The following is a 22,972-nucleotide window of genomic DNA, read 5'->3' on the forward strand; positions in this document are numbered from 1 at the left end:
CTCGACACCGGGCGCGAACGCTCCACCGGCCTCGTGGCCCCGCGTGAAGTCTGGATGGGACCGTCCTCCCCCGGATCCTCCGGGGGCCCGTGACCGCTTGCCGATACCCGCGGCGCGCTGCCGCAGGAATCCCGGCTGCGAACTTCGCACTCAGAAAGCTCTGTTGGCCTCGTTGACATGCCGTGAGCCCACGCGTTTCACTCGACACTCGTGAATGGCAACGTTGTCAGGCCGTCGCTCGAGGCGGTCGGCACCGTTGCCTGTCATGACGTCCCTGCCCTTCGGCACGTCAGCACCTGTGCGAAGCACGAACCGCTGCGGAGGCAACCGATGGTCCGACCCCGACGTTCAGCTGCGCCACGTAACCGAAAAAGACTCCGTCAACGCCTGGCCGTGATCTGCGTCCTGGGAATCGCCGCGCTCCCGCTCCCGGCGATCGGGGACGCCCATGCCGCGAGCGCCGCAACACCGGCCCTGGTGCAAGACCCGGCGTCCCTCGTCCACCCTCTGGTCGGCACTTCCGGAGAGGTGGACACCTTCCCCGGCCCCGACATGCCGGCCGGCATGGTGCAGTGGGGTCCCGACACGACGCCCGACCGCCCGGACGGTGGTGGCTACGAGTACAACGACAACAAGATCTCGGGCTTCAGCCTCACCCACCTTTCCGGACCCGGCTGCCCCGTCGCGGGCGACCTGCCCATCCTGCCGGTGACCGGCACGCTGTCGGGCGACCTCGGCAATGCGTCCGTCGGCTTCAGCCACGACGACGAGCAGACCGGCATCGGGTACTACAAGGTCACCGACGCGGGCGGGGTCACGACCCGGCTGACCGACACCGCCCGCGTCGGCCTGGGCACCTTCACCTTCCCCGCCGGCCGGCAGGCGAACCTGCTGTTCAAGCTCAGCGGCGGCGCCACACAGGTGGACGGCACCCGGGTCCAGGTGGTGAACAAACAGGAGATCAGCGGCTCGATCGACAGTGGTCACTTCTGTGGCGCGAACAACCGTTACACGGTGCACTTCGACATCAAGTTCGACCGGCCGTTCACCGGCAGTGGCACCTGGGTCGGCAGCACGATCAACCCCGGCGAGACGTCGCTGAAAGCGGGCAGGGTTCGACGGAACCCGCAGGCACGTCCGTCAAAGCCGCTGAAGGAAAGGCACTTCACCGTTCCCGCAGCTCCGTCCCCGACGGTGCACGGGAGTGCCGGCACGTCCTCCGGCACGCCATCTTCGGGCCCGAGCGCCGGCGCGGCGCCCCGGACGTCAGGCGCGGGCAGAACCGCCGCGAGCACGTCCGCCGAGCCGCCCACAACGGGCGCGAACGGGATGTACCTCACCTTCGACACCTCGTCCGACCCGACGGTGAAGGCAAAGGTCGGCATCTCCTACACGAGTGACGCCGGCGCGGCGAACAACCTCGCCACCGAGATCAGGAACTGGAACTTCGACGCCGTCCAGCAGGCGAACCACGACGCCTGGAACGCGGTGCTGAACAAGATCCAGATCGGCGGCGGCTCCTCGGACCAGCAGGTGCAGTTCTACACGGCGCTCTACCACGCGCTCCTGCACCCGAACGTCTTCTCGGACGACAACGGCCAGTACATGGGCATGGACAACCAGATCCACAAGCTGGCCAGGGGCCAGCAGGCCCAGTACGCCAACTACTCGGGCTGGGACACCTACCGCTCCCAGACCCAGCTCATGGCCATGGTCGAGCCCAAGGTCACCAGCGACGTCGTCACCTCGATGCTCAACGGCTACGACCAGACCGGCCTGCTGCCCAAGTGGGCCTCGAACAACGGCGAGAGCTACGTGATGGTCGGTGACCCGGCCGCCGGCATCATCGCCGACGCGTACGCCTTCGGCGCCCGGGGCTTCGACACGGACAAGGCGCTCGCCGCCCTCCAGCACGAGGCCACCGTCCCGAACAACGACCGCCCCGGCGAGTCGGTGCGGGACATCAAGGGCTACCTGCCGCTCGACGAGAACGACTACGGCTGCTGCAACTTCTACGGCCCGGTCTCCACGCAGCTGGAGTACGACTCCGCCGACTACGCCCTTGCCGCCTTCGCGAAGTCGCTGGGCAGGACGGACGTCTACACGAAGTTCGCCACCCGCGCCCAGGACTGGATGAACGTCTTCAACCCGCAGACCGGTTACCTGCAGGCGAAGAACAAGGACGGCCAGTTCGCGGGCGGCTTCACCCCGGGCACCTCCAACGGCTTCGTGGAAGGCACGTCGGCCCAGTACACGCCGATGGTCCCGTTCAACCTGGCGCAGCTCATCCAGGCGCGCGGCGGTGCCAAGGCGTACTCGTCCTTCCTGGACAGCCTCCTCGCCAACATCACCGACCCCGGCAACACCAACGCCAACCTGAGCAACGAGCCCAGCGTGGAGATCCCCTGGGAGTACGACTACACGGGCCAGCCGTGGAAGACCCAGGAAGCCGTCCGCCAGGCCCAGCAGAAGCTGTACTTCAACGCTCCGGTCGGCTCGTTCGGCAACGACGACCTCGGCGCCATGAGCTCCTGGTACGTCTGGTCCGAGCTGGGCATGTACCCCGAGACCCCGGGCACGGACACCCTGGCGCTCGGCAGCCCGGTGTTCCCGGTGGCCAAGGTGACCTTCGCGGGCGGCAGGACGGTGCAGATCAACGCGCCGCAGGCGGCACCCGACGCCCCGTACGTGCAGTCCGTCGGCGTCAAGGGCAAGGCGTGGACGACCTCCTGGCTGACGTACCAGCAGCTCAAGGGCGCCGGCACGGTCGACTTCACCCTCGGCACCCAGCCCGACACGTCCTGGGCGTCCGACCCGTCGGCCGTGCCGCCGTCGGACACCACCGGCGGAGACCGGGTGCTGGCCGCGACCGGTCCCTCCAGCGACGGCCTGGTGCTCCCGCCGAACGCGTCCGGTGACGCCACGCTCGACCTCACCAACCTCGGCAGCAAGGACGTCACCGTCGACTGGAAGACGACGGCGCCCTCCGGCGTCACCCTCGACCCCTCCTCCGGCTCGGTGAACGTGTCGGCCTCGGGCAGCGCCGAGGCGAAGGTCCATGTGACAGCGGGCGGGGCCGAAGGAACGTTTCCGGTCACCTTCGCACTCACCGACCACGGCACCGGGGCGGCACTGAGCGGCGCCGCCCTCCGTGTGGCCGTGGCGAAGGCCGGCGAGCTGTGGCCCTACGACACCAACGAAGGCATCTACCCCGACGGCACGAAGTTCTCGGGCGGCTTCGACAGCGACGGTTGGGCCTTCTCGCAGAACGCGCTGTCGGCGGCCGGCGTCACCAGCGGCTCCACCGTCACGGTCGACGGCATCTCCTACACCTGGCCAACCGTGACGTCCGGTCAGCTGGACAACCTGGAGATGGCCGGCCAGACCATCCCGATGCCGGCCGGCACGTCCGGTGCGTCACTGGGCCTGCTGGGCGCGGCGACCAACGCGCCGACCGACGGCAGCGGGGTCTCGGGCACGGTGACCGTCACCTACACCGACGGCACCACGTCCAGGGCGACGGTCGGCTTCTCGGACTGGACGCTGAACGGCGGGTCGGGCAAGCCGCTCGCGGGTGACACCACGGCCGTCACGACGGGCTACCGGAACACCGGAAGCGGGGGCCGGGACGGCGTGAAGACCTACGTCTTCGCCACGAAGGTCCCGCTCGACGCGTCCAAGCAGGTGGCGTCGATCACCCTGCCGGTGACGGGCTCCACAGGCACGGACCATCTGTTCGCCTACGGCTTCGGCCAGTGAGACACGGCGGAAACTGACGACGGCTTGGCCGGTCCCGGGAAGCACAAGCCCCGGGACCGGCCTGTCCGCTGGGCAGGACGCTGTGAGTGTGTGGTGGTGTCCCGGAGCACCCGAAGATGTTTCGACGGCTTGGAGATGCATCTGGCGCGGGCGGCCGGGGCCACCCATGCGACGGTCGCCTGCCTGGGTGCGCCGGGGTATCCCAAGGCGCGTGGGCTGTTCTACGGCGTCGGATTCCGCGAGCTGTCACGGGACGCGCCGCTCATCGAGGTCGCCTGACACGCCACGTCCTGAGGCCCGGCAGGCCTACGACAGTGCGTGCCACGCCTTGGACAGTGCCTGGCGGAACTGGTCGGCCTGGTGCGGTGTGAGGTCGCGGATCATCCGCTCCTCCAGATCCCGTACCGGACCCGCGAACCGGTCGAGCAGTTCGCGCCCGGCGTCGGTCAGCAGGATCAGCAGTTCGCGGCGGTTGCGCGGGTTGCGCTCCCGCCGTACGAGCCCCCGCGCCTCCAGCGACCGCACGAGATCCGCCATGGACTGCGCCGTGACGAACGAGTCCCGGGCGAGCTGGGCCGCCGACAGCCCGTCATGACGTTCCAGCACCGTGAGGGCCGTGTACTGCAGAGCCGTGATCCCCGCCGGCTTGACCAGCTCGTCCAGGTGCGAGCGCACGACGAGTTCCACCTGCTTGACCATGTAGAGCAACGACGGGCGTGTCCGTGTACCGACCATGCGTGCACCCTAGACCATTGACAGGAATCCTGTCCGTATCCAGACTGCAGAACCATCAGGAAACCTGTTGGTTGAACGTTTGGTGAACGATGCTGGGGAGTCGGCCATGGCCACCACCTTCGACACCGGTCCGGGGCAGCTGTTCATCGGCGGTCAGTGGCGCGAAGCTGCGGACGGCGCCCGCATGGACGTCCTCGACCCGTCCACCGGCCGGGTGATCACGACCGTCGCGGAGGCCGACGCCAGTGACGTCGACGCCGCCGTACGCGCGGCCAGGGACGCCTTCGACTCCGGGCCGTGGCCGCGGATGAGCGGGCGCGAGCGCGGGCGCGTGCTGCACCGGGTGGCGGAGCTGATCCGGGCGAACGCCGAGGAGATCGCGGCCCTGGAGAGTCTCGATGTCGGCAAGCCGATCTCCCTGTGCACCGCGGTCGACGTGACGAACGCGGCCAACGACTACGAGTACTACGCCTGCCTCGCGCAGAGCCAGGACGGCGCCACCCGCGACACCCCCCTCAACGCCTTCGCCTACACCAGGCGCGAGCCGCTCGGCGTCGTCGCCGCCATCACACCGTTCAACTTCCCCCTGATTCTTGCCGGTTCGAAGCTCGCACCGGCCCTCGCGGCCGGCAACACCGTCGTCCACAAGCCCGCCGAGGAGACTCCCCTCAGCGCCCTCCTCATGGCCCGCCTGCTGAAGGAGGCGGGCGTCCCCGACGGTGTGGTCAACGTCGTCACCGGCACGGGTCCGGTGGCGGGCGAGGCTCTGCTGCGCAACCCCGGCATTGACAAGGTCGCCTTCACCGGATCCACCGCGGTCGGCCGGCACGTGGCGAGCGTGGCGGGTGCGGGGCTCAAGGCCGTCATGATGGAACTGGGCGGCAACGCGGCGCACATCGTCTTCGAGGACGCCGACCTGGAGAAATCGGTCGGCGCGATCATCAAGGCGTTCGTCTTCAACACCGGCCAGTTCTGCATGGCCGGCCCTCGACTGCTGGTCGCCCGCCCGGTGCACGACACCCTGGTCGGCATCCTCGCCGAGGCCGTCGCGCAGGTGCCCGTGGGTGATCCGCGCGATCCGGGTACCGTCGTCGGGCCGATGGCGGGCCACAAGCACCTGGAAAAGGTCGAGGAGCACGTCGAACTGGCCCGCAAGGAGGGCGCCAGGGTGGTCGTCGGCGGCGAGCGGCTCGACCTGGGCGGCGGCTACTACTACAAGCCCACCGTGATCACCGGCCTGGCCGACGACTCCCGCGTCGTCCGGGAGGAGATCTTCGGCCCCGTCCTCACGGTCCAGCCCTTCGACACCGAGGACGAGGCGGTAGCTCTCGCCAACTCCACGCCGTACGGCCTCGCCGCAGGCATCCAGACCACCGGCCTCGCCCGCGCCCACCGGGTCGCCGAGCGGCTGCAGGCGGGCATCGTCTGGATCAACGACTGGGCCATGCTCGACCCGGCGGTCCCCTTCGGCGGCGTCAAGGACTCGGGCTTCGGCCGCGAGTACGGCCCCGAGGCTCTCGCCGCCTACACCAAGGTCAAATCCGTCGTCGTCTCGCTCGACTGAGCGGCTGCGCAAAGGAGTTCACCGCATGACCACCATCACGCGCGCCGCCGTGGTCGAATCCGGGGGAGCGCCCTTCACCCTCTGCGACGTCGAACTCGACGCCCCGGGACCGGGGGAGGCCCTCGTCCGCATGGTCGCCGCCGGCCTGTGCCACACCGACCTCGGCGTGGCGAGCGGCGGCCTGCCCTTCCCGCTGCCAGGCGTGCTCGGCCACGAAGGTGCCGGTGTCGTCGAGGCCGTCGGCCCGGACGTGACCGGCGTCGAACCCGGCGACCACGTCGTGCTGTCCTTCACCTCCTGTGGCAGCTGCCGCAACTGCCGCGAAGGCCACCCGGCGTACTGCGCCACCTGGCTGCCACGGAACCTCATCGGCGGCCGGCGCGCCGATGGCACCAGCACCATCAGGCGCGACGGCAGCCCGCTCGGCGGGCACTTCTTCGGCCAGTCCTCCTTCGCCGAACGCGCTTTGGTGGACCGGCGGAGCCTGGTGAAGGTCGACCCCGATGTGCGGCTCGACCTGATCGCCCCGCTCGGCTGCGGTGTGCAGACCGGGGTCGGTGCCGTGTGGAACGTCCTCGCTCCCCGGGCCGGCAGCACGCTCGTCGTCCTCGGCGCCGGAGCCGTCGGCCTGTCCGCGGTGATGGCCGCCGCCCTCACCCCGGGTGCCCGGATCATCGCCGTGGACCGGTTCGCCGAACGGCTCGCCCTTGCCGAGGAGTTGGGCGCCACGCACACCGTCAACGCCGCCGAGTCCGACCTCGGCGACACGCTCGCCGCGCTGACCGACGGGCAGGGAGCCGACGGCGTCGTGGAGACCACGGGCAACGTCGCCGTGCTGCGCCAGGGCGCCGACGCGCTCGCCGCGCGCGGCACCCTGGTCGTCGTCGGCGCCCCGCCCTTCGGCACCGAAGTGGCCCTGGACGTCAACGGGTTGCTGCCGGGCAAGCGGATCGTCGGTCTCACCCTGGGCGACAGCGAGACCCAGACCTTCATCCCCGCCCTCGTCCAGCTGGTCAAGGAGGGGCGGCTGCCGCTGGACCGCCTGATCAGTACGTATCCGTTCCCGGACATCGACCGGGCGGTGCGGGACATGAATGAGGGCAAGACGATCAAGCCAGTGCTCACTTTCTGAGCGGGTGTGGTAGGCGCCACACATCTCGTCCGGAACTCGGGTCCCTCCGGCCCCGACTCCTGAAGCGCTACGGATCGATCCGAGCGACTCCGTACGACGTGATCTGGAGACGCGGTTGATGAACGAGCCCCGGCAATTCTCCTCCGGCGCGGAAGCGGTGCCGCGAAAGCCGGCGCCCCCGCCTGCCCTGTGCGGATTCCTTCTCCTGCTGGCGCTGGTGTTCGCGGTGTCGTACGCCGTCGGTGCCGCCGCGGGACCCGTCGCGCCCGGCATGCACGGCACCGGCACGAGCCGGGGCGACGGCGATCCCGGCGGCAGCGGTGGCAGCGGTGGCATGGGGGACATGCACGGGGTCGGCCACTGATGGGCGCGGAACCCGTGATCGCACTGGTGACGACCGATCTGAACGTCGGCGGGATGACCTGCGCGGCCTGCGTGAAGCGGGTCGAGAAGAAGCTCGCCAAGCTGGAGGGGGTGACCGCCACCGTCAATCTGGCCACCGGGCGGGCCCGGGTCAGCCATCCGGCGCAGATCAGTCCTGAGGAACTCGTCGAGACGGTCGAGCAGGCCGGTTACACCGCCGCCCTCCCCGAGCCGCCCAGCAAGCAGCAGCCCGAGCACGGCGGCGAAGCCGAGGCCGCGACGGGGGAGCGGCACCGGCTCCTGGTCACGGCACTGCTCGCGGTGCCGGTGCTCCTGCTGTCGATGGTGCCCGGCCTGCAGTTCCGCTCCTGGCAGTGGCTGTGCTTCGCGCTGGCCGCGCCGGTCGCCGTGTGGGGTGCGTGGCCGTTCCACGCGCGGGCGGTACGCGGGCTGCGGCATTCGGCGGCGACCATGGACACCCTGGTGTCGCTGGGCGTGGTTGCCTCGTTCGCCTGGTCGGCGTACGCCTTGTTCCTCGGCGGCGCCGGAGAGCCGGGGATGCGCATGCCCTTCTCTCCCGTCCCGTCCGCGTCCGACGGCGCCGCGCACCTCTACCTCGAAGCGGCCGTCGGCGTACCGCTGTTCGTCCTCGCCGGGCGGTACCTGGAGGCCCGGGCCCGGCGCGGCACCGGCGCGGCGCTCAGGTCGCTGGCCCGACTTGCCGTCAAAGAGGTGGCGGTCCGCGAGGACGGCTCCGAACGGCTCGTTCGCGGCGAGCAGTTGAGCCGGGGGCAGGTGTTCGTCGTGCGGCCGGGAGAGCGGGTGGCCACCGACGGCGAAGTGGTCGAGGGCAGTTCCGCGGTGGATCTGTCCCTGGTCACCGGGGAGAGCGAGCCGGTGGAGGTCGGGCCGGGCTCGGCGGTGGTCGGCGGCGCCGTCAACGCCGGCGGGCTGCTGCTGGTGAAGGCCTCGGCCATCGGCGCCGACACCCAGCTCGCCCGGATCACCCGGCTGGTGACCGAGGCACAGGCCGGCAAGGCGAGGGCGCAGCGACTGGCCGACGCGGTGGCGGGTGTCTTCGTGCCCGTCGTGCTGGCGCTGGCCGTCACGGCGCTCGGATTCTGGCTCGGCGCCGGAGCCGACCCGCAGGCCGCGGTCACCGCGTGCGTGGCGGTTCTGGTCGTGGCCTGCCCGTGCGCGCTGGGCCTGGCGACGCCGACCGCCTTGATGGCGGCGACCGGGCGGGGCGCCCAGCTCGGTGTGCTCGTCAGCGGGCCGCAGGCGTTGGAAGGCCTGCAGCACATCGACGCCGTCGTGCTGGACAAGACCGGCACGCTCACCTCGGGGCACATGACCGTCGCCCGGGTCACGGCCGTGCCCGACGGGCTGGGAAAGGAGGCGGTGCTGCGGCTGGCCGGCGCGGTCGAGCGGGGCTCGGAGCACCCCCTGGGCCGGGCCATCGCCGCGTACGCCGGGCGAGCAGCGACGGAACGGCCGTTGCCGGAGGTGAGCGAGTTCAGCGCGCTGCCGGGGCGGGGCGTGCGCGGACGGGCCGAGGGACGACAGGTGGAAATCGTCGCGCCGGACGGTGAGTTGCCCGCCGCCCTCGCCGACGCCATGCTCGCGGCCGAGACCGCCGCCCACACACCCGTCCTGGTCCGCGTGGACGCCGTACCCGAGGCCCTGGTCGAGGTCGGGGACGTCGTACGACCCGGAAGCTACCGTGCCGTGGACCGTCTGCGGCGCCTCGGTGTCCGGCCGGTACTCGCCACGGGTGACCGGGAGGCACCCGCGCAGGCGGTGGCGTCGGCCCTGGGGATCCGGGAGGTGCACGCCCGCTGCACACCCGAGGACAAGGCCGACCTCGTACGGAAACTCCAGGAGCAGGGCCACCGGGTCGCGGTCATCGGCGACGGTGTCAACGACGCCGCCGCGCTCGCCGGTGCCGATCTGGGCATCGCCATGAGCAGCGGCACGGACGTGGCCATCGGAGCGGCCGACGTGACCTTGGTGCGCGGGGACATCGAGGCGCTGGCGGACGCGGTCCGGCTCGCCCGGCGCACGCTGGGCACGATACGCGCCAACCTCGTCTGGGCCTTCGGATACAACGTCGTGACCGTGCCGCTCGCCATGGTCGGCCTGCTCAACCCCATGCTCGCAGGGGCAGCCATGTCGGCCAGTTCCCTGCTGGTCGTCGGCAACAGCCTGCGGCTGCGCGCATGGCGGCCCTCGCCCGCGCGGAGGCGCACCCGATGAGCGAGCAGAAGCTCTGGCGGCCCACTCGCCGTCGGCTGACCGAAACCCTCCTTGCCGCGCTCGCGCCCGTGGCCGCGTGCGGCGTCGCACTGGGCGGGCTGACGACCTGGGCCGGGACCGGGAAGGCGGGCAGCCCGGCCCGCATCTCCGTCACATCCGGGCGCGTCTACCTGCCGTACGGAGACACCACGGAGACCGCCGCGTTCTTCGACGTCTCCAACCTCGGCGGCGCGGACGACCGGCTGGTGAAGGTGACCTCGTCCGCCACCGGTGGCGAGATCACCCTCAGCCGTCACCGTATGACCAGGGGCGGAGCCGGCCCAAAGGCCGGCGTGGCATCGGCGACCGTCCCGGCAGGTGGCGAGCTGTCCATGTCGCCGCACGGTATGGACGTGACCCTGCGGGCCCGGGCGGGATGGCAGGCGGGCGACCTCGTGCCGTTCACCCTGCACTTCGCGCACAGTGCACCGATCGAGACGGTCGCCCTGGTGATCCGCCCGGCCGACAGCGGCTGGTGACCCCCCGCTTTCCGTACCCCTGCACGACGGCCGAAGCCCGGATGCGAGGATGAGGCGTCATGACAGCAGGGTGGTGTGCTCGCACGATACGGGCCGCGGTGTTCGCGGCCTTGTGCGTGCTGCTCGCGGCCCTGGGCCACGTCCTGATGTCCGGCAGCGACGTGCCCGGCTGGGCGCTGGCCGCCGGCGTGGCCGTGACCGGTGCCGTGGGCTGGTGCCTGGCGGGGCGTGAGCGCGGACCGGCGTCGATCGTGACCGTCGTGGTCGCCGCCCAGGCCCTGCTGCACGAGGCGTTCTCCTCCGCACAATCGGCGTCCGGGGCGTCCGATCACTCGGCCTCCATGGACATGAGCGGCATGGACGCCATGGACATGAGCTCCATGGACATGGGCTCCACGCACATGAGCCACATGAGCATGAGTCACATGAGCATGAGTCACATGGGCATGGACCACATGGACCACATGGACCACATGGGGCACTCCATGGACGGCGGATTCCCGTCGTTCGGCATGCTCGTCGCCCACCTGCTCGCCGCGGTGCTGTGCGGTCTGTGGCTCGCGTACGGCGAGAGGGCCGCCTTCCGGATCCTGCGGGCGATGGCCGGACGGCTGGCAGCCCCGCTGCGGCTGCTGCTCGCCCTGCCCGTCACCCCCGACCGCCCGCGCGTCCACATGCGGCGCCGCCGCTCGGACCGGGCGCCACGCCTCCTCCTCCTCGTCCACGCGATCACCTCTCGGGGCCCGCCCGTGGGAACGGCTGTCGTCTGAAGACAGCTGGTTTCCCGAGGCTGCCCGCCGGCGCCTCGGGCCACGGCCGTACGACCGCACGGGCGTCGTAGCGCCACGGTGGCGACGTAGGGCCGTCTGCCCACTTCACCGGACCGCCCGTGTCTTGGCGCGCGCCGGTCCGGATCACGGTTGACCCGAGAAGGACATCAGGTGATGACCTCTGCCCTGCCCACCTCGCGCGCCACACGCGAGACGACGAGCCGCACAACGTCGGCACTCGACGAATCGATCACCGCATGGGCGCTGGCCGCCCGAGGCGGTGACGCGGATGCCGTCGACCAGTTCGTGGGCGCCCTGCACCGGGACGTGCAGCGCTATGTCGCCCATCTGTGCGGCGATCCGCAGGCCGTGGACGATCTGGCGCAGGACACGTTCCTGCGTGCGCTCGGCAGCCTGCACCGGTTCGAGGGGCGTTCCTCGGCCCGGGCCTGGCTGCTGTCCATCGCGCGCCGCGCGGTGATCGACAGCTACCGGTACGCCGCCGCCCGGCCGCGCCTGACCGACGTACCGGACTGGCAGCTCGCCGTCGAGCTGGCCCAGCCCTGCGACCTGCCCGGCTTCGACGACGGCATCGCGTTGCTGGATCTGCTGGCCGCACTCCCCGACGACCGCCGGGAGGCGTTCGTCCTCACACAGCTGCTCGGCCTGCCGTATGCGGAGGCTGCCGAGATGAGCGGCTGCCCGATCGGCACGGTCCGCTCTCGCGTGGCCCGCGCCCGCGCGGCGCTGGTGGACCTGCTGGACGAGGCGGAAGAGTCCGCCGCGCTGGTGGGCTGACGAATCCGGGAGGGTGTCGGTGCCGACCGGAGATGCGGGACCGACACCCTCCGATGCCGCGAGTGGTTCACCTGAGCCGGACAGCCGACTGGCGGGAACTCAGAGGACCTTCGCTCCGACTACTGGACCGGGCGACGGAGGTTCGCCCGTGGTACCGAGTGGATCCGGGAGTTGTTCGATGCGTTCTCGTGTGTGGGGCTCTGCGGCGGCCGTCGCGCTGGGCGGCCTGCTCGTGGCGGGCTGCGGAGGCGGGGAGAGGAGCACGGCGGACGACAACGCGGGCCGGAGCGGCAAGGGTGCCTACCCGGTGTCCGTCAGCGACTGCACGGGCGCCCGGACCACGTTCTCCGCCGCCCCGAAGAGAATCGTCACCAGCAACGCCTCCGGCCTGGAGCTGCTGCTCCGCCTCGGCGTCGGCGACAAGGTGATCGGCACGGGCTTCCCACCCGGCAGGGGCACCCTGCCCGGCGCGTTCGACGCACAGGCGCAGAAGGTCAAGGTGCTCAGCCGGACGGTGATCCCGAAGGAGAAGCTGCTCGGCTCCGGGGCCGACCTGTACATCGACACCTTTGCCTCGATGGGAAGCATGGGCGGCGGCGGGACGGGCGACGCGCCGACGCCGGAAGAGTTCCACGCGGCCGGGATCAAGCACATCTTCCTGAAGTCCACCGCCTGCGCGGCACAGCGCAAGAGCCCGGTGACCGACCTGTCCGCGGTCGAGGCCGACATCACCTCCCTCGGCGCGGTCACCGACACAAGCGCGCGGGCGAAGGAACTGGTCGCGGGGATGCAGGAGAAGGTGGACGCCGTGCAGCGGGCGGTCGGCGGTACGGCCGAGAACGCGCGGCCGACGTACTTCTTCTTCGACTACGACGCCGGTACCAAGCAGCCCACTGTCATCTGCAACCGCCAGGTCGCCAACGCCGTGATCACCCTGGCCGGTGCGCGCAACGTCTTCGCCGACTGCGACGGCGACTACAAGCAGGTCGGCTGGGAGGACGTCATCGCCAGGAATCCCGACTGGATCCAGCTCGGCGTCCGCAACCGCGGCAGCGAGGCGGGCAACAAGAAGGCGTTCGACGAGGCCGAGCAGTGGCTGAGGTCCAACCCGGCGACCAAGGGCCTGAAGGCGGTGAAGGAGGGCCACTTCCTGCGCGTCGGCTCCGAGCAGACCACCATCGCGGGGGTGGAGAACGCCGACACGGTCGAACAGATCGCCAGGACCCTCCACCCGGGCAAGGTCGGCTGATCGTGGCCTTCACACGGGTGCGCCGGAAAACCGCGGTGCCGGAGGAACGCGGGAGCGTGCCCGCCGGCCCTCTGTCGGCAGTCCTGGCCGTGGTGCTGCTGGCCGCGCTGACGGCGGCCGTGGCCCGGGGCTCGACGTCCATCCCGCCCGGCGAGGTGTGGAGCGTGGTGTGGCGGCGGCTGTCCGGCGAGGCGCCGCGCCCCGGCACGGACGACCTCATCGTCTGGCAGCTGCGCGTTCCCCGTGCCCTGCTCGCCGCCCTCGTCGGCGCCGGCCTCGGGCTCGTCGGTACGGCCGTACAGGCGCTGGTGCGCAACCCGCTGGCCGATCCCTACCTGCTGGGCATCTCCAACGGCGCCTCCCTCGGCGCGGTCGCCGCGATCGTCCTCGGCCTGGGCGCGGGCGGGGCGCTGGGACTGGGCCTGTCCGGCGCAGCCTTCGCCGGCGCGCTGGGCACGCTTGCGCTGGTCTGGGCGGTGGCCCGGCGCGGCGGCGGATTCGCCCCGCTGCGGCTGGTGCTGGCCGGGGTGGCGATCGGCCAGTTCCTGTCCGGGTTCACCAGCTACCTGGTGTTGCAGGCCGGGGACGAGCAGCAGACCCACAGTGTCCTGTTCTGGCTCATGGGCAGTCTCGGCGGAGCGACCTGGGAACTGCTCGCCGTGCCCGCGACGGCCGTTCCGCTCGCCACGCTGTGGCTCCAGGCACGCGCCCGCGGCCTGAACGCCCTTCTGATGGGCGACGAGACGGCCGCCGGACTGGGCATCGACGTCACCCGGCTGCGCCGCGAACTGTTCACCGTCACCAGCGTGCTCACCGGTGTCCTGGTGGCCGTCTCCGGCGCCATCGCGTTCGTCGCCCTGATGGTGCCGCACGCCTGCCGCCTGGTCGTCGGCGGCGACCACCGGCGCCTCCTGCCGGTCTCCGCACTGTTCGGCGCGGTGCTGCTGGTGGTGGTCGACATCGTGTGCCGTACGGCGATGGACACGCAGGAGCTGCCGGTCGGCGTGGTGACCTCGCTGCTGGGAGCGCCGGCCCTGCTGTACCTGCTGGACCAGCGCCTGGGGAGCGGCAGTTGAGGATCGACATCGAAGACCTGGACGTCGCCTACGCCGGCCGCACGGTCGTCGCGGGCGCCCGGCTCGTCGCGGCCGAGGGCGAGATCACGGGCCTGGTCGGCCCGAACGGCAGCGGAAAGTCCACGCTCCTGCGCACCGTCTACCGGCACCTGAAGCCCACCGCGGGGCGAGTGCTGGTGGCCGGCACCGACCTGCGTGAGCTGACCCCGGTTCAGTCCGCGCGGCACGTGGCGGCCCTGCCCCAGGAGCGGGGTAGTGACTTCGAGCTGACCGTGCGCGAGGTGGTCGCCATGGGCCGCACTCCCTACAAGCGGGCCTTCGCCCGAGAGGACTCCGCCGACCGGGACATCGTCGCGCAGGCGCTCACGGATGCCGGTGTGGCGGAGCATGCCGGGCGCCGCTTCACGGCCCTGTCCGGCGGAGAACGCCAACGCGTGCTGCTGGCCAGGGCGTTCGCCCAGAACCCCGACGTCCTCGTGCTGGACGAGCCGACCAACCACCTCGACGTCCGTCACCAGGTCGACCTGCTCGCCCTGCTCCGCACCCGGCGTCGTACGACCCTGGTGTCGCTGCACGATCTCAACGCCGCCGCCTCCGTCTGCGACCGTCTCCACGTCCTGCACGCCGGATCGGTCGTGGCCTCCGGCCCGCCGCGCGAGGTCCTCACACCCACCCTGATGGCGGAGGTGTTCGGCGTGCGCGCGGCGGTCGTCGACCATCCCCTCACCGGTGACCCCCTGATCGCGTTCGACCACCGGGCGCCGGTGGACGGGACGGCGCGGGCGGCTGCGGAGTCTCGCGCGCGGGGATGAACGCGGTCGGGCAGGACGGTGGTCGCGTCCTGCCCGCTCAGCCGTCGGTCCGGCTTCCTCGATGCGGTGCAGGCATGCCCGAACGCGCATGTCGAGGCCGACGCCGTCGCCTCGGGGTCGGCCCACGATTTCTGGCCGCACCCGGGAACTCGCCTGCGATCCCTCCCGACTTGTGGGACGAGGCTGCCGTCCGGCAGCCCATCCACGACCGTGAGGGGCGCCAACGGTGACACGCCACAGTCCCGGTCCGGGACAGCCCGGGCCCATACCCGTCGGCGAGGACCGCTGGCTGCTCGTTGCCGTGGCCGGCCTGTTGTCGTTCGTGGCGATGCTCGACATGAACATCGTCAACGTGGCCCTGGCGGACATCGCCGACGGTCTGCACGTCTCCGCCGCGACCGCCCAGTGGGCCGTCCTGGGCTACCAACTGCCCGTGGTAGCACTGCTGTTGCCGGTCGGGCGCTGGCTGGACGAGACCGGTGTGCGCTCCGCCCTACTGGTCGCGACCACCGGATTCGGCGTGTGCAGCGCGCTGGCGGCCGCCGCACCCTGGGCGTCCTGGCTGATCGCCGCCCGCCTCGCGCAGGGCGCGTTCGGGGCCGTGCTCTTCGTGCTGATGCCGGTTCTCGCCCTGCGTTCGGTACGGCCGGAACTTCGCGGGCGGGCCATGAGCGTGCCCGCGACACTGGGCCCGCTGGGCGCGGTGACCGGCCCGGCGGCGGGCGGACTGCTGCTGGACCACCTCGGCTGGCGCGCCGTCTTCCTGGTCAAGATCCCTTTCTGCCTGCTCGCCCTGGTCGTGGCATGGAGGGCGATGCCGAGGGACGGGGGCCTGCGCCTACCCGACCGGCGGGCGGTGGCGGATGCCCTGCTGGTGGGTTCCGGAGTGGCCGCCTTGCTGCTGGCGCTGACCTTGGCGTCGGCAAGCCCGGGGTGGCTGGTGCTCGTGCTTGCCGCCGTGCCGCCGCTGTGGTGGTGGCTGCGGGGGCCGGGCGGCCGTCCCGTGCTCGGCGTACTGCGGGCAACGGCACTGGTCCGGGCGCACACGGCGGTGCTGGCGCTGGCGGCCGGGTTCGCCGCGACGCACTATGTCGTCGCCCTGCACCTCCAGCGCGACGACGGCGTCAGCGCGACCACGACCGGGCTGACCGTGCTCGCCTTCCCCCTGGGCATGGGACTGGCCGGACCGGTCGGCGGTCGCCTCGCCGACCTCCCGCACGCTCGGCTTCGCAGGAGCGGGCGGGGCTCCCAGCGCGGGAGCACCCCCACCGGGGCCCGGCCGGTCGCGGTCACCGGTGCCGCGCTGACCGCTGTCGGACTCACCCTGCTCATCCCGCTGGGCGACAGCTGGACACCACTCGACGTGGCCTGGCGGCTGGCGCTGGCCGGTCTCGGCATGGGCCTGAACGGTGGCCCCACCCAGGCCCTGGTCATGGGCGCCGCCCCACCCGACCGCACGGCGACCGTGGGCTCGTCGGTTCAGCTGGCCCGCGGCCTCGGCTTCACCCTCGGCCCGGCCCTGGCCACCGCCGCCTGGGGCCTGGCCGGAGGCGACAGCAGAGTGACAGCCGGCCTGGCCCTCGCGGCGACCGCCGCCTGTCTGGCCGTACCGCTGCTCGCCCTGCACGGACGCAGGAGCGCGCCCACGCCCGAGAAGACCGCCGACGCGGCACCCGCCGCCCACCACCCCTGACCGAGGAGTCGTCCCCATGTGCGGAATCACCGGCTGGGCGTCCTTCCACCACGACGCCCGTACCCAGGCCGCCGTCATCGAGGCCATGACCGCCACCCTCACCCCGCGCGGCCCCGACGCCGGAGGCGTCTGGCTGGGCGAGCGGGCCGCGATCGGCCACCGCCGACTGGCCGTCCTCGACCTCGAAGGCGGCGTCCAGCCGATGACCGACCGGCCCGACGAGCCGGACATCGTGCTCACCTACAGCGGCGAGGTCTACAACCACCACGCAATCCGGGCCGAACTGCGCGGCCGGGGCCATGAGTTCCGCACGCGGAGCGACACCGAGGTGGTGCTGCGGGCCTACGCGGAGTGGGGCGAGGATCTCGCCGGGCACCTGGAGGGCATGTTCGCGTTCGCCGTCTGGGACCAGCGCGCCCAGCGGCTGGTGCTGGTCCGTGACCGGCTCGGCGTCAAACCCCTGTTCTGGTCGGCCGTCGACGGCGGCCTCGCCTTCGCCTCCGAGCCCAAGGCCCTCTTCGCCCACCCGGGGGTACGGCCCCGCGTGGACGCCGACGGACTGCGGGAGGCCTACAGCCTGCTGTTCAGCACCGGGCCGACGGTCTGGGCCGGGGTACGGGAGGTCGAGCCCGGCGGGCTGCTGGTCCTCGACCGCGGCGGAATCCGCGAACGCCGCTACTGGCAGCTGGAGGCCGGCGACCACACCGACGATCAGGAGACGACGGTGGAGCGGATCCGTGCGCTGGTCGGCGAGGCGGCCCGCAGCCGGCTGGAGGCCGACGTGCCCCTGTGCAGCCTGCTGTCCGGCGGCATCGACTCCACCGTCCTGACCGCCCTGATCGCCGACGAACTACGGCTGCGCGAAGGTGCGGGGGCGAGGATCCGTTCGTACGCCGTCGACTACAGCGACCAGGCGGAACGGTTCACCGGCGACGTCCTGCGCACCGGCCACGACACCCCGTACGCCCGTGAAGCCGGCGCCCACATCGGCACCGACCACAGCACGGTCATCCTCGACCCCCGCGCCCTGCTCGACCCCGAGCACCGCAAGGCCGTCGTCGTGGCACGCGACTCACCCATCGGGGTCGGGGACATGGACACGTCGCTGTATCTGCTGTTCGGCGAGATCCGCAAGCACTCCACCGCGGCCCTGTCCGGCGAAGCCGCCGACGAGGTCTTCGGCGGGTATCCCTGGTTCCACGATCCGAAGGCGCTGGCAGCGGAGACCTTCCCGTGGCTGCTGGTCACGGGTGACGAGGCCGCCATGCCGCTGAACCCCGAACTGGACCTGCACATAGCCGAGTTCCGCGACGACACGTACCGCAGCGCCCTGGCCGCCGTACCGCATGCCGACGGGGAGACGCCGACCGAGCACCGGCAGCGCGAGATGCAGCACCTGTCGCTGACCCGCTGGCTGCGCCAGCTCCTGCACCGCAAGGACCGGCTCAGCATGGCCCGGGGTCTGGAGATGCGGGTCCCGTACTGCGACCACAGGCTCGTCGAGTACGCCTTCAACACGCCCTGGTCGCTGAAGAGTTTCGACGGCCGCGAGAAGAGCCTCCTTCGTGCGATGGGTGCCGGTCCGGCTCCGGATTCGGTCCTGTACCGCCCCAAGAACCACTACCCGGCCACCCACCACCCCGACTACAACCGCGGCCTGCAGAACATGGCCCGCGACGCGCTCACCACCCCACAGGTCCGGGCGCTGGCCGACGAGACCCGCATCAAGCCCTGCCTCGACGCCCCGCCCGGCCGGCTGGAGTGGGGCCACCGCCTGCGCCTCGAACGGGTGGTCGACCTCGCCCTGTGGCTGGACCACTACCGGCCCGAACTCGCCCTCTGAGGAGCCTTCGCATGACCCTCCAGGAACAGCAGCCGGCCGCAGACCCGGACACCCTGCCCGACCCGGTTCCGCTCATGGGCTGCCCCTACAAGGCCAACCCCTACCCCCTGTACGAGCGGATGCGCGACGCCGGCCCGGTCCACCGCGTGCTGTTTCCCAGCGGCGTACAGGCCTGGCTCGTCACCGGTTACGACGCCGCGCACGCGGCGCTCAACGACGACCGCCTCGGCAAGAACCACGACCGCGGCAACGACCGCTGGCGTGCCCGCGCCTCGATCATGCCCGAGCCACAGCACTCCCAGCTCCAGGTCCACCTGCTCCACCAGGATCCGCCCAGGCACACCCGCATGCGGCGTTTCGTCACCGACGCCTTCACTCCGCGCCGGATCGAGAGCCTGCGCCCCCGCCTGCAGGAACTGGCCGACGCGCTGATCGACGCCCTGCCCGAGAGCGGCCCCGCCGACCTCGTCACCGGGTTCGCCGCCCTGTTCCCCTTCCAGGTCCTGGCCGAGGTCATCGGCCTGCCGCAGGAACTGGCGGCGCGCTTCGACCGTGACTGGGGCAAGGTCGTCCAGCCGGTCGGCCCCACCGACCCGGGCCGCCCGCGGTACGAGGCCCGGCTGCACGCACTGCAGCGCTACATCGCGGACGTCGTCGCCCACAAGCGCGAACACTGCGACGACGACCTGCTCAGCCGCCTCGTCGTGGCCCGCGACCATCGTGAACTGTCCCAGGAGGAGCTGGACTCCATGATCTTCCAACTCCTCGTCGCAGGCCAGGAGCCGGTCACCAACCAGATCACGACCGCCCTGATCGCCCTCTTCCGTAACCCGGAACAACTCGCCCGTCTGCGCGACGAGCCGGAGCTCCTGCCCCGCGCCGTGGAGGAACTCCTCCGCTACGACAGCGCCTTCGAGCTCACCACGTGGCGCTTCCTCGACCAGGACGGCGACCTGCACGGCACCGTGGTCCCGGCCGGTGACTCCGTGATCGTCTCCCTGTGCGCCGCCAACCGCGACCCGCGACGCTTCCCCGACCCCGACACCCTGGACCTCGACCGCTCGCCCAACCCCCACCTCGCCTTCGGCCACGGCATCCACTTCTGCCCCGGCGCCGCCCTGGCCCGCGCCGAACTCCAGATCGCCCTCGGCGCCCTCCTGGCCCGCCTGCCCGGCCTCCACCTGGCCATCAGGGACGAAGACATCGAGTGGATCCCGGCCGTCCTGGGCCGCGGCACGCACCGCCTGCCCGTCGGCTACGGCCGACGGCTCTGACATCGACGTACCGCTGACCGGAGCGGCCCACACCGGCCGCCCCGGCCCCGCCTGACCCACGCCCACCGACGCCCCGGCTGACCCACGCCTACCGACCACAGGCGCCTGGCCACCCGCCACGGCGCCATGTCGACGTGCCCTCGTACGTCCCGTGCTCCAGGAGAGACGACATGCCACTGACCACCGCGCCGGACACCCTCCCCACCCGCATCGGCACCGCGATCCTGAACCTGCTTCTGCCCCATCACCGCACGACCGACCGCGCTCCTGTTCCTGTCCCCGCGGAAGCGTTCCCCCATCAGCTGCACCGCATCGCCGACTTCACCCGCGACGGCGTGCCCGTCGTCTTCACCCTGCCCGGCTTCCCGTGCAAGTCCCCCCATCTCGCCAAGGTCCTCGGGCACCTCCCTGACCAGGGCGAACGTCTCTCCCTGACCTTCCTGAACACCCTGTGCACCGAGATCGAGCGGGTCTACCCGCCCGGTGCCCGCGTGATCATCTGCTCCGACGGCCACGTCTTCGGCGACCTCATCGGCGTGCCCGACGAGCACATCGACGCCTACGCCGACGGCCTACGCATGCAGATACGCCAACTGGGCCTGGACAGACTGTCCGTCTTCGACCTGCGCGACGCCCTCGGCGACCTCCCGAACGGCACGAAACGCGCCCGCATCCAGGAGCGCCACGCCCCCTCCCTGGAGGCCCTGCGCGCCGAGGTCCGGGCCGATGACCAGACCCTCGCCCTCTACCGGGGCATCACCCGCTTCCTCGTCGAGGACACCGCCGACTGGACGGGCACCCGCTCCGCCCTCCAACGCGCATGCCGGCAACGGGCGTACGGCGTGATCCAACGCAGCCGCGCCTGGGGCGCCCTGATCGCCGAACACCACCCCCGTGCCGTACGCCTCTCCATCCATCCGCAGCCCGTCGGCGCCCCGAAGTTCGGCATCCGCCTCCTCGACGCGCCGGACGCCTGGACCACTCCCTGGCACTCGGCCGCCCTCCGCCGCGCCGACGCCACCTGGACGCTCATGCCCCGGGCCAAGGCCGCTGAACTCGGACGCCTGGTCGAGCTCGGCGGACGGCCCAGCCACTACGAAACCGAGGTCTGCGGCCATGGTGTTTCGGGGCCTTGACGACGTGCGCACCGGGGGCATGCCCGCGCGTAAGGGCACCGGGCCCGCACCTTCGGCCTGTTGCAGCACCCGGCGCGGACCCGGTGGGCCGCTCGCCACGGCCAGCTTGCCCCGGCCCTGCTGGCCGAGGCGTGTGCCGGTGGCGGCGAGGGGCGCTGTGGCGTCAGGCCGTGTCCGCCGCACGGGCGCGCCAGCGCTCCTCAACCTTCGCCAGACGCCAGTAGCCGATGGCCGCGGCCCAGACGACCACGAACAGGCCGGCGATGACGTAACCGACGTTGTCCAGGTTCAGGCCCGCGATCCAGCCGGAGACGTCATCACTCAGGCCCAGCTTGTCGTGCAGCACCCCGACCAGTTCGATCGTGCCGACGAAGAAGGCCACCGCGATGGAAAGGCCGGTGATGGTGAGGTTGTAGAACACCTTGCGCACCGGGTTGGAGAACGCCCACTGGTAGGCGAAGTTCATGAAGGTGCCGTCGAGAGTGTCGAACAGGCTCATGCCGGCGGCGAAGAGGAGGGGCAGGCACAGGACTGCGTACCAGGGCAGGCCCGCGGCGGCGCCGTTGCCGGCGAGGGCCAGGAGCAGCACCTCGGTGGAGGTGTCGAAGCCGATGCCGAAGAGAAAGCCCAGCGGGAACATCTGGCCGGGGCGGCGGACGGACTTGGTGAGCCGGCCCAGGATGCGGTTCATGAAGCCGCGCGAGTCGAGGTGGGCCTCCAACTCCGCCTCGTCGTACTGCCCTTCCCGCATGGCCCTGAAGACGCGGACGATGCCGAACAGCGCCACGAGATTCAGGGCGGCGATCAGGTAGAGGAAGCCGCCGGAGACCGTCGTGCCCACGGTGCCGAGGACCTGGTGGGTCCGTGAGCCGTCGTTCATCAGGGTGCCGGCGAGCTTGGCGCCTCCGGCGACCAGCGCGGCCATGACGACCACCACGCTGGAATGCCCGAGCGCGAACCAGAAGCCCACCGACACCGGCCGCTTGCCGTCGGCCATCAGCTTGCGGGTGGTGTTGTCGATCGCGGCGATGTGGTCCGCGTCGAAGGCGTGCCGCATGCCGAGGGTGTAGGCCGTGATGCCCAGCCCGACCCCGAACGCCTTGCTGCCGACCTCGTAGTGGCGCGGCACCACGAGCAGGAACAGGATTCCGAAGGCGACCACGTGCAGAGCGACGATCACGGTCAGGAGGCCCGCGGTTCGGACGGTGTCCTCACGCCGCCAGCGGAAGGAAGGGGCGGCGGCGGTTTCGGGCACGCCTTGGGGCACGGTCATACGGTCACGCTCCAGCACCTCGTGGATCAGCTTCGTGGTGCCGTGGCCGGTCTCCTGGCTGACGGGTCACCGCGCCCGCCCCTGCCTTCCCGGCCGCGAGGCCAGTGGCAATGCATGGGGCGGGAGCTCCCCGATCACAGTGGCGAGGGCCGCGCCGGACTGAGCCCCTGAGGGACTGTCACCGGTCTTCCCGAACACCACGGCCTGCCCACCCTAGAAGGCCGGAGGTTGAAGCTGCAAGGCTGCACAACTGATCAGGTATGTTGGTCGGCGTCAGCGGCTGCGATGATGAGTGCATGCATCTCGTCCCCGCGGAACGTGCCGGGCAGCGGACCATCGACGGCCATCGGGTCTGCGACGCCATCGCCGCCGTCGGCGAGCCCGAGCGGGTACGCGCCTGGGCCGACCGCTTCTCGCTGCTCTCCGACCCCGGGCGCCTGTCCCTGCTGCTGGCCCTCCACGAGGCGGGCCCCATCGCCGTCTCCGACCTGGCCGTCGCCACCGGCATGCGGGACACCGCCGTATCCCAGGCACTGCGTCTGCTCCGGGCAGCGGGCGTCGTGGAAGGCGAGAAGGACGGCCGGATCGTGCGCTACCGACTCGTCGACCCCTCGATTTCCGCATTGCTGAAACACTGCGGGTCCCAAGAGGCGGGAGCGGGCGACCTTCTCCCTTAGGAACTGACGGACGACCAGTTCCGCGTCCGACCTGGTTCCGGCTG

The 22,972-nt window shown here is 71.4% G+C and carries 19 protein-coding genes and 1 riboswitch; of the genes, 17 read left to right on the plus strand and 2 right to left on the minus strand.

The window, feature by feature from the left end:
• The first annotated feature begins 393 nt into the window (after positions 1–393).
• Positions 394–3,759 carry a GH92 family glycosyl hydrolase gene (locus tag ACWC2T_RS36995; RefSeq protein ID WP_450674720.1) on the plus strand — a complete coding sequence of 1,122 codons (3,366 nt, stop codon included), beginning with the start codon at positions 394–396 and terminating at the stop codon, positions 3,757–3,759.
• Positions 3,760–3,888: 129 nt separating this feature from the next.
• Positions 3,889–4,038 (plus strand): hypothetical protein, encoded by a 150-nt coding sequence (locus ACWC2T_RS37000; RefSeq protein ID WP_450674721.1) that lies wholly within the window; start codon positions 3,889–3,891, stop codon positions 4,036–4,038.
• A gap of 27 nt (positions 4,039–4,065) precedes the next feature.
• On the opposite strand, the gene ACWC2T_RS37005 is transcribed toward ACWC2T_RS37000, so the two are convergent.
• Entirely contained in the window at positions 4,066–4,494 is a 429-nt protein-coding gene (locus tag ACWC2T_RS37005) for a MarR family winged helix-turn-helix transcriptional regulator (RefSeq protein ID WP_450674722.1), read from the minus strand.
• 106 nt (positions 4,495–4,600) lie between these two features.
• Here ACWC2T_RS37005 and ACWC2T_RS37010 point away from each other — a divergent pair, with 106 nt between their 5' ends.
• From ACWC2T_RS37010 to ACWC2T_RS37075, 14 genes are all read left to right on the plus strand, one after another.
• Positions 4,601–6,058, plus strand: a complete 1,458-nt coding sequence (locus tag ACWC2T_RS37010) for an aldehyde dehydrogenase family protein (protein ID WP_450674723.1) — start codon at positions 4,601–4,603, stop codon at positions 6,056–6,058.
• Between the two features lie 25 nt (positions 6,059–6,083).
• The gene (locus ACWC2T_RS37015; protein ID WP_450674724.1) at positions 6,084–7,190 is read left to right on the plus strand and encodes an NAD(P)-dependent alcohol dehydrogenase; all 1,107 of its coding nucleotides are present in this window, start codon (positions 6,084–6,086) and stop codon (positions 7,188–7,190) included.
• Positions 7,191–7,308: 118 nt separating this feature from the next.
• Positions 7,309–7,554 carry a hypothetical protein gene (locus ACWC2T_RS37020; RefSeq protein WP_450674725.1) on the plus strand — a complete coding sequence of 82 codons (246 nt, stop codon included), beginning with the start codon at positions 7,309–7,311 and terminating at the stop codon, positions 7,552–7,554.
• Positions 7,554–9,809 carry a heavy metal translocating P-type ATPase gene (locus tag ACWC2T_RS37025; RefSeq protein WP_450674726.1) on the plus strand — a complete coding sequence of 752 codons (2,256 nt, stop codon included), beginning with the start codon at positions 7,554–7,556 and terminating at the stop codon, positions 9,807–9,809. The genes ACWC2T_RS37020 and ACWC2T_RS37025 overlap by 1 nt, the downstream gene beginning before the upstream one ends.
• A complete protein-coding gene (locus ACWC2T_RS37030) occupies positions 9,806–10,327 on the plus strand; it encodes a copper chaperone PCu(A)C (RefSeq protein ID WP_450674727.1) in 522 nt (173 codons plus the stop codon). Before ACWC2T_RS37025 ends, ACWC2T_RS37030 begins: the two co-directional genes overlap by 4 nt.
• A 59-nt stretch (positions 10,328–10,386) precedes the next feature.
• Positions 10,387–11,097 (plus strand): hypothetical protein, encoded by a 711-nt coding sequence (locus ACWC2T_RS37035; RefSeq protein WP_450674728.1) that lies wholly within the window; start codon positions 10,387–10,389, stop codon positions 11,095–11,097.
• A 171-nt stretch (positions 11,098–11,268) separates the two neighbouring features.
• Entirely contained in the window at positions 11,269–11,895 is a 627-nt protein-coding gene (locus ACWC2T_RS37040) for a sigma-70 family RNA polymerase sigma factor (protein ID WP_450674729.1), read from the plus strand.
• Between the two features lie 178 nt (positions 11,896–12,073).
• Positions 12,074–13,144 (plus strand): ABC transporter substrate-binding protein, encoded by a 1,071-nt coding sequence (locus ACWC2T_RS37045; protein ID WP_450674730.1) that lies wholly within the window; start codon positions 12,074–12,076, stop codon positions 13,142–13,144.
• A 56-nt stretch (positions 13,145–13,200) separates the two neighbouring features.
• Positions 13,201–14,220 (plus strand): FecCD family ABC transporter permease, encoded by a 1,020-nt coding sequence (locus ACWC2T_RS37050; RefSeq protein ID WP_450674731.1) that lies wholly within the window; start codon positions 13,201–13,203, stop codon positions 14,218–14,220.
• Positions 14,217–15,032 (plus strand): ABC transporter ATP-binding protein, encoded by an 816-nt coding sequence (locus ACWC2T_RS37055; protein WP_450674732.1) that lies wholly within the window; start codon positions 14,217–14,219, stop codon positions 15,030–15,032. The genes ACWC2T_RS37050 and ACWC2T_RS37055 overlap by 4 nt, the downstream gene beginning before the upstream one ends.
• Positions 15,033–15,258: 226 nt before the next feature.
• A complete protein-coding gene (locus ACWC2T_RS37060) occupies positions 15,259–16,725 on the plus strand; it encodes an MFS transporter (protein WP_450674733.1) in 1,467 nt (488 codons plus the stop codon).
• A 16-nt stretch (positions 16,726–16,741) separates the two neighbouring features.
• A complete protein-coding gene (asnB, locus tag ACWC2T_RS37065) occupies positions 16,742–18,568 on the plus strand; it encodes an asparagine synthase (glutamine-hydrolyzing) (RefSeq protein WP_450674734.1) in 1,827 nt (608 codons plus the stop codon).
• A gap of 11 nt (positions 18,569–18,579) precedes the next feature.
• On the plus strand, positions 18,580–19,842 hold the full coding sequence (locus tag ACWC2T_RS37070; RefSeq protein WP_450674735.1) for a cytochrome P450 family protein: 1,263 nt from the start codon (positions 18,580–18,582) through the stop codon (positions 19,840–19,842).
• A gap of 170 nt (positions 19,843–20,012) precedes the next feature.
• Positions 20,013–20,978, plus strand: coding sequence for an L-tyrosine/L-tryptophan isonitrile synthase family protein (locus ACWC2T_RS37075; protein WP_450674736.1), 966 nt, complete (start codon positions 20,013–20,015; stop codon positions 20,976–20,978).
• A 163-nt stretch (positions 20,979–21,141) separates the two neighbouring features.
• Here ACWC2T_RS37075 and ACWC2T_RS37080 read toward each other — a convergent pair whose 3' ends face one another.
• Positions 21,142–22,251, minus strand: coding sequence for a HoxN/HupN/NixA family nickel/cobalt transporter (locus ACWC2T_RS37080; RefSeq protein WP_450674737.1), 1,110 nt, complete (start codon positions 22,249–22,251; stop codon positions 21,142–21,144).
• 27 nt (positions 22,252–22,278) lie between these two features.
• Positions 22,279–22,468, minus strand: a riboswitch (cobalamin riboswitch).
• A gap of 79 nt (positions 22,469–22,547) precedes the next feature.
• Between ACWC2T_RS37080 and ACWC2T_RS37085 the strand changes: the two genes are divergently transcribed.
• On the plus strand, positions 22,548–22,928 hold the full coding sequence (locus ACWC2T_RS37085) for an ArsR/SmtB family transcription factor (protein ID WP_450674738.1): 381 nt from the start codon (positions 22,548–22,550) through the stop codon (positions 22,926–22,928).
• The last annotated feature ends 44 nt before the right edge of the window (positions 22,929–22,972 follow it).

This window comes from Streptomyces sp. NPDC001393 (assembly GCF_053597455.1).